Genomic DNA, 13,380 nt, shown 5'->3' on the forward strand with positions numbered 1-13,380 from the left:
CGCGCGTCAGCCGCGCCAGGCGCCGACCCGATGCTCGTACCAGCGCAGTGCTTCGTTCACCATGATCGACACGAGGCTCGCGAGGACGATGCCCGCCAGCAGGCTGACGATGTCGAAGTTCATGCCCCAGTTGGCGATCAGGTAGCCCAGCCCGGCGCGCGACACGTACATCTCCGCGAACAGCACGCCGGTGATGTTGAAGATCATGCCGAGGCGCAGGCCTTCGAGAATCACCGGGAGCATCGCGGGCAGATACACATGGCGATAGATCTGCGCACGCGTCGCGCCGAACGAACGGGCCGTGCGCACGTAGTCCACCGGCACGCTCTGCGCCGCCGCGATGGCCGCGACCACCAGCACGAAGATCGCCTGGAACATGCCGAACGCCACCTTCTGCGAGAAGCCCATGCCGAGCGCGAGAATGAAGACCGGCAGGAACACCGACTTCGGCACGCTCGACATGAAGTAGAACAGCGGCCGGAAGGCCGCGCCCCAGTACGCGTTCTCGCCGAGGAACAGACCCAGCGCGATGCCCACCGGCGTGACCAGCACCACCGCCAGCATCACCTCGCCGAGCGTCACGCCGAGGTGATGCAGCGATTGCGCATCGCCGAGCAGATGGATCATGCGCGCGAAGACTTCGGCGGGCCCGGGAAGCAGCATCGGATCGACGAAGCGGCCCGCCACCGTCAAATGCCACGCGAGCACGAAGCCCGCGATGATCGCCGCCTGCGTGAGACGTCGTGCCCAGGGGCTCATGGCGTCACCGTCTTCACCGGCACGAAGCGCGTGGTGAACAGGTCCTTCGCGGGCGGCGTGTCGTTCATGCCGGCGAGCTTCGCGAGCTTGAGCGATTCCTCGACCCATTCGGCCTTGATCGAACCGTCAGGCGAGAGGCCCTTGATGGTGTTGTCGTATTCGAGCTTGGCGATTTCCGGCGGCAGGCCGGTCTGCTTCTGGATGAACGCAATCGTCCACTCGGGGTGCGCCTGCATGTAGACCACCGCGCTGTACAGCGCGATCAGCGTCTTCTTCACGCCGTCGGGATTCTTCGCGAGGATGTCGTCGGAGGCCATCCACACGTCGGGCACGTTGGCCGGCATGGCCTTGCCGAAATCGACCAGACTGCGGCCCGTGCCCGCCTGCAACACCTTGTAGCTGAGCGGCGGATACGCGACGATCGCATCCACGTTGCCCGACAGCAGGTTCGGCACCATGCCCGGACCGCCCACCGGAATGCGGTTCACCGGCGCGCCCGCTTCGTTGGCCGCCCACAGTCCGAAGAAGTCGGTCGTCGAGCCGGTGGCCGAGATGCCCACCTTCTTGCCCGCGAGATCCTTGACGGTCTTGAGCGGCGAATCCTTCTTGACGATCACGTCCCAGCCGCGCGGCGTCAGCGAATCCGCACCGACGATGGTCGCCTTCACGCCGCGCTTCTTCGCCAGCGCGAGGCCCGGCGGAAAGAAATTGACGATATCCACTTCGTTGGCGGCCAGCGCCTCCATGCAGGCCGCGCCGCCGGGAAAGCCGGTGAACTGCGTCTGCACGCCGACCTTGTCGAACAGCTTGAGCTCCTGGGCGGCCATCACGGGCAGCACCGGCCCGTAATTGCTCGTCCCGCCGATACGCACCACGTCCGCCGCATACGCGCCCGCCGCGCACATCCACCCCGATACCGCCAGCGCCACCGCGCCCAAGCGCATCAAACCCTTCATGTTGTCTCCGAATTTGTAGTGTTGTGGATCAAAGTGTCGAACACTTTTGTTTGAATTAAATGTTAAAACGTATGGCGCGTCAACGGAAACTGTTGGACAATCCGCTCATGGACTTCCCTCATATCCCCCTTCCCGCCGCTGCCGAAGCCGACATCGAAAGTGCCGGCCGCTCGGGCGAAACCGTCGAGCGCATCGCGGCCGAACTGAAAAGCCGCATCCTCGAAGGCCGGCTCGTGCCGGGCCAGCGGCTGATTTCACGCGACATCGTCGAGCAGCTCGGCATCAGCCGTGGTTCGCTGCGTGAAGCGTTCCGCCGGCTGGAAGCGGACGGTCTGATCGATGTCGTGCCGAATCGCGGCGCGGTGGTGCGCAGTCTGTCGGCGGCGGAAGTAGCGCACGTCTATCAGATTCGCGAGGCGCTGGAAGGCTATGCGGCCCGCGTGGCGGCGCAGAACATCGATGTCGGCGACAACCGCGCGCGCTTGGTCGCGGTGCTGGAGCAGGGCCGCGTGCACAACGACCGGCCGGACTTCCAGCGTTTCATCGTCGACAACCGGGCGTTCCATCAGGAAATCGTGCACATGTGCGGCAATCCGCAACTGGGCGAACTGATCGACAAATATCAGCTGCCGGTTTTCATGATCCAGTTGCGCCAGCAGATCGGCAGCGCGCAGATGATGAAGAACGCGCTCGCGGAACATGAGGACATCGCCGAGGGCATCCTCGCGGGCAATGCGGACATGGCCTATCAGGCCATGAAGCGCCATCTCTGGCATTCCGCCGACCTGATCCTGCAACTGCCCGCGCTCGCGGGCCTGGGTGCGCCGCTGAGCTGAGATCGCAGTCTGAAGGAGGAGGAGACAACCATGACATCCCACATAACAACTCATCAGGATGGCGAAGAATGAGCGCGCAAACGATGTTCGACAAGGTCTGGAATGCGCACGTCGTCGAGGAATTGAGCGACGGCACCACGGTCCTGCATATCGATCGCCATCTGCTGCATGAACTGACCGCCGTCGAAGCGATCCGCGTACTGGAGCGGCGCGGGCTCGGCGTGCGCGACGCGAAGCTGACCTTCGCGACGCCGGATCACGTGATATCGAGCGCGCCGGGACGCCGTGCCGGCGACCAGCCGTGGGCCACCGAAATGGTCGAGGCGTTCCGCGAGCAGACACAGCGTCTGAAGATCGAGCGCTTCGATCTGGACGACGCGCGCCAGGGCATCGTCCACGTCATTGCGCCGGAACAAGGCTTGACGTTGCCCGGCACCACGCTCGTCTGCGGCGACAGCCATACCTGCACGCATGGCGCATTTGGTGCGATGGGCTGGGGCATCGGCTTGTCGGAACAGGTGCAGGTGCTGGCGAGCCAGACCTTGCGCCAGCGCAAGCCCGCACGCATGCGCGTCACGCTGCGCGGCAGGCCCGCGCGGCGCGCGACGGCCAAGGACGTCATCCTGCATGTGATCGGCAAGCTGGGCGTGGCGGGCGCGGTGGGTCACGCGCTCGAATTCGCCGGCGACGCAGTGCGCGGCTTCGACATGGAAGCGCGCATGACGCTCTGCAATCTCGCGATTGAAATGGGCGCGCGTCTCGGCATGATCGCGCCCGACGACGTCACCTTCGACTATCTGCGCGGCCGTCCCTTCGCGCCGCAGGGCGATGCATTCGACACCGCCGTCGCCACCTGGCGTCAACTGGCAACCGACGCCGACGCGATCTTCGACAAGGACGTGGACGTCGATATCGAAGGCATCGATGCGCAGATCACCTGGGGCACGACGCCCGAGCAGGTGGTGTGCATCGACGGCTATGTGCCCGATCCCGCCGCCGAACCGAACCCGCAACGGCGCGCGCAATCGGAAGCCGCGCTTGGCTACATGAAGCTCAAGCCCTTGCAGCGCATGGAGGGCACGCGTATCGACCGGGTGTTCATCGGCTCGTGTGCGAACAGCCGCATCTCCGATCTGCGCGCCGCCGCGCAAGTGGTGCGCGGTGCGCGCGTGGCGAAGCACGTGAACGCGTGGGTCGTGCCGGGCTCGCTGCCGGTGCGCCAACAGGCCGAACGCGAAGGACTCGACCAGATTTTCCGCGACGCGGGCTTCGAATGGCGCGAGCCGGGCTGCTCGATGTGCGTCGGCGCCAACGGCGATCTCGGCGCCAGCGGCGAACGCTGCGTGTCCACGTCGAACCGCAACTTCATCGGACGGCAGGGACCGGGCGTGATGACCCATCTCGCCAACCCGGCCACCGCCGCCGCTTCGGCGCTTGCAGGCGAAATCCAGGGAGCCGCATGAAAGCCTTCGACGTGTGCACGGGACATGCCGCGGTGATCGACCGCGATGATGTCGATACGGACCTGATCGTGCGGATCGAGCGCATCTCGCAACTGAAGCGCGGCGAGTTCCAGCCTTGGGCGTTCGAGACGCTGCGCTATCGGCCGGACGGCACCGAGAACCCGGATTTCGTGCTGAACCAGCCGCCGTTTCGCGAGGCGCGCATTGTCGTGACCGGCAAGAATTTCGGCTGCGGCAGTTCGCGCGAAATGGCCGTGTGGGCGCTCGACGAGTTCGGCATACGCTGCGTGATCGCGTCGAGCTACGGCGACATCTTCTACAACAACTGCTTCCAGAACGGCGTGCTGCCCGTGCGGCTCGCGCCCGAAGAGATTGCCACGATCATGCCGGTCGCGGCGCGCGGCGAGTTGCTGACGGTGGATCTGCAAGCCTGTCAGGTGCGTGTTCCGGGGCTCGAACCGTTTTCGTTCAGCCTGCCCGAATCGCAGCGCGTCGCGTTGCTGAACGGCCAGGACGATGTCGATCAGGCCGTGGCGCGGGAAACGCGCGTCGCCGAGTTTCAACGCGCCGACCGCGCGCGGCGTCCATGGGTTTATGCTTCGGCGTGATCCTCACGCACACACCGACACCATGACACCGGACGAACTCTCGGCACTCTATCGCGCGTATATCGACTGTCTGAATGCACAGGACTGGGACCATCTCGGCAACTTCGTCGATCAAACCGCACAACACAACGGCCGTGCGTTCGGCCTGGCGGGTTATCGGCGGATGCTGGAGCAGGACTTCCGCGATATTCCCGACCTGCGCTTCAACATCGAGTTGCTGGTGGCGGAACCGCCGCGCATCGCCAGCCGTCTGCGCTTCGACTGTTCGCCGCGAGCGGACTTCATGGGCCTGAAGTTCGACGGCCGCCGCGTGACGTTCTGCGAGAACGTCTTCTATACGTTCCGCGACGGCAAGATTGCCGAGGTCTGGTCGGTGATCGACAAGGCCGCGATCGAAGCGCAGCTTTAGGCTCTAGACGCCATCCGTGAAGAACCGGCCGACGATCTCGTCGCGCAGCCTGCCGACGCCCTGATCGCCCGGCTTGCGCGGCCTCGGCAGCGTGACATCGATCACGTCGCCGATGCGTCCCGGCCGCGCCTCCATCACGACGATACGGTCCGACAGCAGCACGGCTTCTTCGACATCGTGCGTCACCAGAACCATCGTGATACGTTCACGCGCCCAGATGCGCTGCAATTCGGCTTGCAGACGCGAACGCGTGAGCGCGTCGAGCGCGCCGAAGGGTTCGTCGAGCAACAGCAAGCGCGGCCGGTTGACGAGCCCGCGCGCAATCGCCACACGCTGCGCCATGCCGCCCGACAACTGATGCGGATAGTGCCGCTCAAATCCTTCGAGTCCGACGAGCGCGACATGCTCCGCAACCGCACGCGCCTTCTCCACCCGTGTAAGGGGTGCATTGCGCAGCGCTACCGCCACGTTCTGCGCGACATTCAGCCAGGGAAACAGCCGATGATCCTGGAACACGATGCCGCGTGACAGATCCGTCGTGACGACGCGTTCTCCGTCAAACTCGATTTCGCCGTCATGCGCGGGATCGAGCCCGGCGATGAGGCGCAGCAGCGTCGACTTTCCGCAGCCGCTGGCGCCGACGATGCTCACGAACTCGCCGCTCGCAATCGACAGCTCGATGCGATCCAGCACCGGCGGCGCGGTGTCGTCGTTGAAGCGCTTGCTCACGTGCCGCAGCGTCAGGCCGCTTTCCTGTTCGATCAGGCTTGCCATGTTCATTCTCCTCAAACCGCACGCGCCGCGCCGAACCAGCGGCGCTGCACGCCGCGCGCAAGGGCGTTCAACGCCCATCCCGTGATCCCCACCACGATCACGCCGAACACGACGAGATCCATGCGGAACTGTTCGCTGCCGTCCACGAGCAGATTGCCGATGCCGCTGCCCGCCACGAGCAGATATTCCGCGCCGAGCGTCGCGAGCCACGAATAGATGAGCGCGAGATAGACGCCCGTGAAAATGGACGGCAAGGCGGCGGGCAGCACGACGAACGCCAGCGTCTGCAATCGGTTATAGCGATAGGCGCGCGCCACGTCGAGATACATTGGAGACACGGCGCGAATGCCGTCGCTGGTGTGCACGACGACCGGCACCAGCGCCGCCAGCGAGAGGAACACGACCTTCGCGACATCGCCGAGTCCGAACCATACGGAGATCAACGGAATCCACGCGAACAGCGAGACCTGCTTGAACGTGTTGAAGCTCGGCGCGATGGCGCGATTCGCCAGCTTCGACACACCGAGCAGCGCGCCGAGCACGAGTCCGAGCGTCGCGCCGATGGCGAAGCCCGTCAGTTCGCGCGCCAGCGAGGCCGAGAGCGCACGCATCAATGCCCCGCTGCGGGTTTGCTCGACGGCCGTCTGCCACACGCGCGCCGGCGAGACCAGGATGCCGTGATCGGCCTGGGCGTGACGCGCGAGCCACCACCACAGCGCGAGTCCCGCGACCGGCAGCACGGCGCCGCGCCATGAGCCCTTGACCGCACTCGGTTCCTGTTCCAGTTCCAGCGTGGACATGTTCTTCTCCTCAGTGGGCGCGGCCGCGCTGGAGCCTGCGCTCGAACGCAGTGAGCAGCCGGTCCGCCACATAGCCGATCGCGCCGACGATCAGCACCGAAGCCAGCACGAGATCGAGCTGAAACAGTTGCCGTCCATAGACGATCAGATAGCCGAGCCCTTCCGACGACGCGACGAGTTCCACCACCACCAGCGTCAGCCATGCCTTCGTGAACGCGAGCCGCACGCCGGTGCCGATCACCGGAATCGCGGCGGGCAGCGTGACGCGCGCAATCACTTGCCAGCGCGTATAGCGATACGCCGCGGCCACTTCTCGCAAGCCGCGCGGCGTGTTGCGAAAGCCTTGCAGCGTGGAGAGCGTGACCGGCACGAGCGCCGCGTGGCCGATCAACAGATACTTCAACGGCTCGCCGATGCCGACGACGATCATCAGGAACGGCAGCCAGCCGAGCACCGGCACCTGCACGATGGCGTTGAAGCTCGGCAGCACCCACGCTTCGAGCGTGCGCGACAGACCGAGCGCGCCGCCCAGCAGCACGCCGAGCACGACGCCGCCGCCGAAGCCGACTGCCGCGCGCGTCATGCTCGCGGACAGATGCATCCACAACTCGCCGCTCTTCACCAGCGCGGCCAGCGTGTCGAAGACGAGCGCGGGCGGCGGCAGCACTTGCGCCGAGATCCATCCGTAGTGCGACCCGAGCACCCACAGCAGCGCGCAACTCGCGGGCAGAAGCCAGGGCAACGCGGTCCAGCCGGCGGCACGCAGCGCGTCGATCGAAAGCGTCCGGTGCGCGCGCAGAGCGGGCAGCGCGACACGGGTCAGGGTACGGGCCATATTGACTGGTCTCCTCGAAGCATCAAGCGGTGGGTTTGCCTGCCGCATCGAAACGCGGCCAGTACCCTTCGAGCTTCAGCGACTTCAACGCCTGGTCGAGATACTTCGGCTCGAACCAGCCATTCACGCTCACGGGCTGACGGATCAGGTTGAGGCGCAGCGCATCGTCGGCGACGGACTGGTAGCGCGCGACCAGGAACGGATCGATCAGCGGCGACATGCGGTCCTTCAACGGCTGCTTCGCGTACTCCGCCTGCCATGATTCGGTCGGCACGCCGCTCTTCGCCCACAGCGTGAAGAGCGCATCGCGGTTGGCCTCGTCGGATGACCATTGCGCCGCCTGCACGACCGCCGTCACCACTTTCTGCACGATCTCGGGGTGCTTCTGCTCGTAGTCGTCGAGTACCAGCAAGTGCGCCTGCCGCGTGAGCTGCACGCCGTCATCGCGCGATGCGTAGACGATCTTCGCCAGCCCTTGGCGCTGCAGCTTGAACAGCGAGTAGTCGAGAAACACCGCATCGACGCCCTTCGACGCCAGCGCCGCCTGTGCGGCAGCCGTGTCGAGATTGATGACGCGCAGATCGCGTTCGCTCAGGCCGTTTTCCTTGAGGACGTTGTCGGCCACGAGTTGCAGATTGGTCCCGCGAAACAGGCCGACGCGCTTGCCTTTCAGGTCCTTCACGCTCTTGATGCCGGAATCCGGCGGCACGGCCAGATACACGCCCGTGCGCACGTTCGACGCCAGCAGCAGATGCGTCTTCAAGCCGTTCGCGCGGCCCAGCACTGAAGGCAGATCGCCTTGATAAGCGAAGTCGATCTGCTGGTTCGCGAGCGCCTCGTTGACGGCCGGCCCCGCGCCCTTGAAGAACAGCCATTGAACCTTGGCCTGCCCGGACAACGCATCTTCCACGCGATGCTGCAACTGCGCGGTCGCGGCCGGTGAACCGCCGAACGTGGGTGGATCGCCGCTGCCCTGTTGCGCCACGCCGATGCGGACCACGGCGGGATCGGCGGCTTGCGCAGAACCGTTGAACACGGCGAACAGCATCGCCGTGAAGGCGACAAACTTGAATCGTGAGGTCATCTTGCTCAGGCTGAAGAAGGGTTGACGCGGCGATGGCGCGAGGCGAAGCGCGTCAGGCGGCGCGCGTTTCCTGCTTGACGATGCGGCTGCGGCGTCCGTCGATGCCCACGGGCACGTCGCCATGAACCGTCGCGCGGCGCACGACGCGATGCGCGTCGCCATAGTCCGCCACCGCGTAATGTTGGGTCGCGCGGTTGTCCCAGATCGCGACATCGCCTTGCGTCCAGCGCCAGCGGACGGTGTTCTCCAGACGCGTGACGTGATCGTGAAAGAGTTCGGCCAGCCGGTCCGAATCGCGCTGCGACAAGCCGATGAAGCGCTGCACGAAGTGACCCAGCACAAGCGTGCGTTCGCCTGTCTCCGGATGCACGCGCACGACCGGATGCTCGGTCTCATAGAGCGTCGAGGTGAACTGCCTGCGATACGCGCGCTCGGAATCGGTGTCGGGCACGTTGCGTGTCGCGGCGTAGTCATAGGCGTTGGAATGCAGCGCCCATAATGCGTCGGCGAGCGCGCGCAGCGGTGGCGGCAGGTTGTCGTAGGCGGCCGCCGTGTTGGCCCAGACCGTGTCGCCGCCGGCGGGCGGAATCACCACGCCGCGCAGGATGGAGATCTTCGGATAGGCATCGACGAAGGTCACGTCGGTATGCCAGGAGTTCGCGCGCGTCCCGTGTTTCGAATCGAGCTCGAGCAAGCGGCTGCTGCCCGCGCGCGAAGGCACCGTCGGATGCGCCACCGTCTCGCCGAAGCGCGCGGCGAAGGCTTCCTGCGCGGCGTCGTCGAGATGCGACTGGCCGCGGAAGAACAGCACCTTGTATCGTAGCAGCGCCTGGTTGATGGCGCCGATGGCGGCATCGTCGAGGTCGGCGGACAGCGTCACGCCGCGCACTTCAGCACCGATGCGTCCGCCTATGGGACGCACCTGGAACGGTTCATTCGACGTGACGGGTTCGCGCGCGGCCTCGGCGGCGAGTGTGGGGCTCGTGGACATCGGGACACTCCGTTGGGTTGCGTTTGTCGGATGCAGCCGCGTTCAGCGCGACGGAATCATTGAAGCATCGACAGCACATTCGACCAACGAAGCGTTTCGACTAAGCTTTACAGCGATCAGCGCGATTCATATTGACGCAGGCCCGCGATGCTTTCCTGCAACTCCTCTTCAAGCCGCGCCATCAGTTCGGCTGCCGGCAGTTCGCGCACCAGCGCGGCCGCCTGTCCCGCCCATTGCGCGCCATAGCCGAACTCGCCCTGCGCCTTCGCGGCCGCATGCAGCGCCTTGCCGGCGTCGTAGGTGACCGGATAGTCGGGAATCGCGGGCGCCTGCGCGCTGCGGCCGAGTTCGGTGAAGCGGTTGACGAGGCTGCGCGCCTCGCGTCCCGAGATCGCGGTGGTGAAGGTCGTGCGGCGCGCCGCATCGCTCAGCAGGGCGCGCCGGTAGCCCGCATCGATCGACGTCTCCCTGCACGGCACGAAGGCCGTGCCGAGTTGCGCCGCCTGCGCGCCCAGCGCCAGCGCCGCCGCGATGCCCGCGCCGTCCATGATGCCGCCTGCGGCGATCACGGGAAGGTCGAAAGCGCGCACGAGGAGACGCGTGAGCGCCAGCACGCCGAGCTTGTCGTCTTCTCCGGCGGGATCGAAGAGGCCGCGATGCCCGCCTGCCTCGATCCCCTGCGCCACGATGGCGTCCACGCCCGCCTTCGCCACCTGTTCGGCTTCCCGCAAACTGGTTGCGGATGCAATCAGTTTGATGCCCGCGCCGCGCAAGGCGTCGATCGCACGCTGCGACGGCAGCCCGAAATGGAAACTCGCCACTGCCGGCTTCTCTTCGACGAAAACCTGGAGCATCGCTTCATCGACGACAAAGCTCGTGTAGATCTCGCTCAGCGTGGCGGGCGGCGTCGCGCCGTATTGCGCGAACACCGGCGCGAGCCAGTCGGTCCATGCCTTCTCCACCGCCACGTTGGCGGTGGACGGCGCGTGACAAAAGACATTGACGTTGAAGGGCCTGGCGGTCAGTGCACGGGTCTCGCGAATGACCTTGCGTGCGCCTTCCGCGTTCATCGCGCCGACGCCGAGCGAGCCCAGCCCGCCGGCTTCCGATACCGCCGCGGCCAGCGCGGGCGTACTGACGCCGGCCATCGGCGCCTGGATGATCGGCGTCCGGATGCCGAGTAGCGATGTCAATGGGTTCGTGCTCATGTTGATCGTCCCTTGAAGGTTGCATTCAGCGCGTGCCGAGCTTCTCGACGACGAAGTCGACGAACGCCCGCACGCGCGACGACAGATGCCTGCCGTGCGGATAAAGCAGGATGAATGGCCGGCTGCTTCCGCCGGCCTCGCGCAGCACTTCGACGAGCGTGCCCGCGCGCAGTTCCTCGGCCACCGCGAAGCGGTAGGTCTGGAACAATCCCGCGCCGTGCAGCGCGAGCGGAATGCCCGCGAGCGCGTCGCCGGACGTACCATAGACGGCTTCCACCACCATCTCCACGGCCTCGCCGTTCTGCATGAAGCGCCACGGCACGGACCGGCCGGTGCTCGGCATCTCGAACTGGATGCAGTCGTGATGACGCAGATCCTCGATGGTATGCGGCACACCCGCCCGCTTCAGATAAGCGGGCGAAGCGACGATCACGAGTTCCGCGTCCTCGAGCTTGCGCGCGATCAGGTTGGAGTCGCGCGGTGCGCGGCCACGGATCGCGAGATCGAAGCCTTCCTCGGCGAAGTCGATATTGCGGTTGCTCAGATGCGCTTCCACCGTGACATCGGGATAACGCGCGCGGAATTCCGCAAGGATGGGCAGCATGCGGAAGTGCCCGTAAGGCGTCGGCATGCTGATGCGCAACACGCCCTTGGGCGTGGTCTGCTGGCCGGTGGCTTCGCGCTCGGCTTCGGCCAGACGATTCAGCGCGTCGCGGCATTGCTCGAAGTAACGGCGGCCGGCATCGGTCAGGCGGATCTGGCGCGTCGTGCGCACGAACAGCCGCACGTCGAGGCGCTTTTCCAGCCGCGCGACGGCACGGCTCACGGCAGCAGGCGTGACGCTCGCAGCCGTCGCGGCCAGCGTGAAACTGCCGAGTTCAGCCGCGAGGCAGAACAGCTCGATGCTGCCAAGAAGAAGGTCGTCGAATTGCCGCTGCATGTCGGTGGACACTATGTCCCGGTTCACTGTGCTGCATCTTCGCCATGCGCGGCCCGCGAGTCAATCGACGCGCATGCATTTGACTTGTGACTGCGCGGAACAGATGCGCCGGTTCAAGCCGAAAAAAAGCCCGCTTGTCCGGTCAGGAGAAAGCGGGCGTTGCTTGCAAGCGTGCCATCGGAATGGCAGGCGATGCCTTACTTCGCGGTCGGCATCGCGAATTCGGCGCCCTTCTCGGTGCTTTCGGGCCAGCGCTGCATGATCGACTTCTGCTTCGTGTAGAAACGCACGCCTTCCTCGCCGTACGCGTGCATGTCGCCGAAGAGACTGCGCTTCCAGCCGCCGAAACCATGCCATGCCATCGGCACCGGAATCGGCACGTTGATGCCCACCATGCCCACCTCGATGCGGCGTCCGAACTCGCGCGCAATGTGACCATCGCGCGTGTAGCAGGCCACGCCATTGCCGAACTCGTGCTCGTTGACCAGATCCACGGCTTCGCTGAAGTCCTTCACGCGCACGCAGGCGAGCACCGGTCCGAAGATCTCTTCCTTGTAGATGCGCATTTCCGGCGTCACGTGGTCGAACAGCGTGCCGCCCGTGAAGAAGCCGTCCTCATGGCCGGGAACCTTGAAACCCCGGCCATCGACGACCAGCTTCGCGCCTTCGTCCACGCCCATCGCGATATAGCCTTCGATGCGCTCCAGCGCCTGACGCGTGACGATCGGGCCCATTTCGGCATCGTCTTCCATGCCGTTCTTGATCTTGAGCTGCTGCGCGCGCTCGGCGAGGCGCGGCACGATCTTGTCCGCGACATCGCCCACCAGCACCGCCACCGAAATGGCCATGCAGCGCTCGCCCGCCGAGCCGTAGCCCGCGCCGATCAACGCATCGACAGCCTGGTCGAGATCCGCATCCGGCATCACGACCATGTGATTCTTCGCGCCGCCGAGCGCCTGCACGCGCTTGCCGTGCTTCGCGCCCGTTTCGTAGATGTAGTTGGCGATCGGCGTCGAACCGACGAAGCTGATCGCCTTCACTTGCGGGTGCGTGAGCAGCGCATCGACGACGACCTTGTCCCCCTGCACGACGTTGAAGATGCCGTCCGGCAAGCCGGCTTGCTTGAGCAGCTCGGCCATGAACAGCGACGCCGACGGATCGCGCTCGCTTGGCTTCAGGATGAACGCATTGCCTGCCGCGATGGCGACCGGGAACATCCAGCACGGCACCATGCACGGGAAGTTGAACGGCGTAATGCCCGCGACGATGCCGAGCGGCTGGCGCGTGGTCCAGTTGTCGATGCCGGTGGACACCTGTTCGGTGTAGTCGCCCTTCAGCAGTTGCGGAATGCCGCAGGCGAATTCGATCACGTCGATACCGCGCGACACCTCGCCCTGCGCATCCGAGAACACCTTGCCGTGCTCGGCGGTGATGATGGCCGCGAGTTCGTCGCGATGCTTGTTCATCAGCTCCAGGAACTTGAGCATGACGCGCGCGCGGCGGATGGGCGGCATGTCGCGCCAGGCCGGGAACGCCTGCTTCGCGCTGGCGACCGCAGCGTCCACGTCGGCGGCTTCGCCGAGCACGAGCTTGCGCGGACGTTCGCCCGTTGCGGGGTTGAAGACCGGCTGCGTGCGCGTGGCCGAGCCGTTCGTCCGTTGACCGTGGATGTAATGGACCACGTCGGCGGTATCGTTGAACGCTTGCATCTCGTCTC

14 protein-coding genes are annotated in these 13,380 nt (G+C 65.6%); 4 read left to right on the top strand and 10 right to left on the bottom strand.

The genetic code is table 11. The features are described 5' to 3' along the window. Positions 1 to 6: 6 nt before the first annotated feature. On the bottom strand, positions 7 to 759 hold the full coding sequence (locus QCE62_RS26420) for an ABC transporter permease (protein ID WP_309924967.1): 753 nt from the start codon (positions 757 to 759) through the stop codon (positions 7 to 9). Beyond that, positions 756 to 1,715 carry an ABC transporter substrate-binding protein gene (locus QCE62_RS26425; protein WP_309924968.1) on the bottom strand — a complete coding sequence of 320 codons (960 nt, stop codon included), beginning with the start codon at positions 1,713 to 1,715 and terminating at the stop codon, positions 756 to 758. The genes QCE62_RS26420 and QCE62_RS26425 overlap by 4 nt, the downstream gene beginning before the upstream one ends. Before the next feature lie 107 nt (positions 1,716 to 1,822). Between QCE62_RS26425 and QCE62_RS26430 the strand changes: the two genes are divergently transcribed. The 4 genes from QCE62_RS26430 to QCE62_RS26445 all read left to right on the top strand — a co-directional run bounded on the left by QCE62_RS26430 (position 1,823) and on the right by QCE62_RS26445 (position 5,031). After that, positions 1,823 to 2,551: a GntR family transcriptional regulator gene (locus tag QCE62_RS26430; protein ID WP_309924969.1), complete on the top strand. Its 729-nt coding sequence runs from the start codon at positions 1,823 to 1,825 to the stop codon at positions 2,549 to 2,551. 68 nt (positions 2,552 to 2,619) lie between these two features. Next, the gene (leuC, locus tag QCE62_RS26435) at positions 2,620 to 4,014 is read left to right on the top strand and encodes a 3-isopropylmalate dehydratase large subunit (RefSeq protein ID WP_309924970.1); all 1,395 of its coding nucleotides are present in this window, start codon (positions 2,620 to 2,622) and stop codon (positions 4,012 to 4,014) included. Continuing rightward, on the top strand, positions 4,011 to 4,622 hold the full coding sequence (gene leuD, locus QCE62_RS26440; RefSeq protein WP_309924971.1) for a 3-isopropylmalate dehydratase small subunit: 612 nt from the start codon (positions 4,011 to 4,013) through the stop codon (positions 4,620 to 4,622). The genes leuC and leuD overlap by 4 nt, the downstream gene beginning before the upstream one ends. 22 nt (positions 4,623 to 4,644) lie before the next feature. Beyond that, positions 4,645 to 5,031: an ester cyclase gene (locus QCE62_RS26445; protein WP_309924972.1), complete on the top strand. Its 387-nt coding sequence runs from the start codon at positions 4,645 to 4,647 to the stop codon at positions 5,029 to 5,031. A gap of 3 nt (positions 5,032 to 5,034) precedes the next feature. Here QCE62_RS26445 and QCE62_RS26450 read toward each other — a convergent pair whose 3' ends face one another. The 8 genes from QCE62_RS26450 to QCE62_RS26485 form a co-directional block, all read right to left on the bottom strand. After that, positions 5,035 to 5,805: an ABC transporter ATP-binding protein gene (locus QCE62_RS26450; protein ID WP_309924973.1), complete on the bottom strand. Its 771-nt coding sequence runs from the start codon at positions 5,803 to 5,805 to the stop codon at positions 5,035 to 5,037. Between the two features lie 11 nt (positions 5,806 to 5,816). Next, positions 5,817 to 6,605 (bottom strand): ABC transporter permease, encoded by a 789-nt coding sequence (locus tag QCE62_RS26455; RefSeq protein ID WP_309924974.1) that lies wholly within the window; start codon positions 6,603 to 6,605, stop codon positions 5,817 to 5,819. 10 nt (positions 6,606 to 6,615) lie between these two features. Next, complete coding sequence (locus QCE62_RS26460) at positions 6,616 to 7,440, bottom strand: ABC transporter permease (RefSeq protein ID WP_309924975.1); 825 nt, start codon at positions 7,438 to 7,440, stop codon at positions 6,616 to 6,618. A gap of 22 nt (positions 7,441 to 7,462) precedes the next feature. Next, complete coding sequence (locus tag QCE62_RS26465) at positions 7,463 to 8,488, bottom strand: ABC transporter substrate-binding protein (RefSeq protein ID WP_404987472.1); 1,026 nt, start codon at positions 8,486 to 8,488, stop codon at positions 7,463 to 7,465. Between the two features lie 88 nt (positions 8,489 to 8,576). After that, positions 8,577 to 9,515, bottom strand: coding sequence for a TauD/TfdA family dioxygenase (locus QCE62_RS26470; RefSeq protein WP_309924977.1), 939 nt, complete (start codon positions 9,513 to 9,515; stop codon positions 8,577 to 8,579). Positions 9,516 to 9,631: 116 nt separating this feature from the next. After that, the gene (locus QCE62_RS26475) at positions 9,632 to 10,723 is read right to left on the bottom strand and encodes a nitronate monooxygenase (protein ID WP_309924978.1); all 1,092 of its coding nucleotides are present in this window, start codon (positions 10,721 to 10,723) and stop codon (positions 9,632 to 9,634) included. A gap of 25 nt (positions 10,724 to 10,748) precedes the next feature. After that, positions 10,749 to 11,663 carry a LysR family transcriptional regulator gene (locus tag QCE62_RS26480; RefSeq protein ID WP_309925322.1) on the bottom strand — a complete coding sequence of 305 codons (915 nt, stop codon included), beginning with the start codon at positions 11,661 to 11,663 and terminating at the stop codon, positions 10,749 to 10,751. A 197-nt stretch (positions 11,664 to 11,860) separates the two neighbouring features. Next, the gene (locus tag QCE62_RS26485; RefSeq protein WP_309817720.1) at positions 11,861 to 13,372 is read right to left on the bottom strand and encodes a CoA-acylating methylmalonate-semialdehyde dehydrogenase; all 1,512 of its coding nucleotides are present in this window, start codon (positions 13,370 to 13,372) and stop codon (positions 11,861 to 11,863) included. Positions 13,373 to 13,380: the final 8 nt, after the last annotated feature.

It is taken from the genome of Caballeronia sp. LZ033 (genome assembly GCF_031451265.1).
GTDB lineage: Bacteria > Pseudomonadota > Gammaproteobacteria > Burkholderiales > Burkholderiaceae > Caballeronia.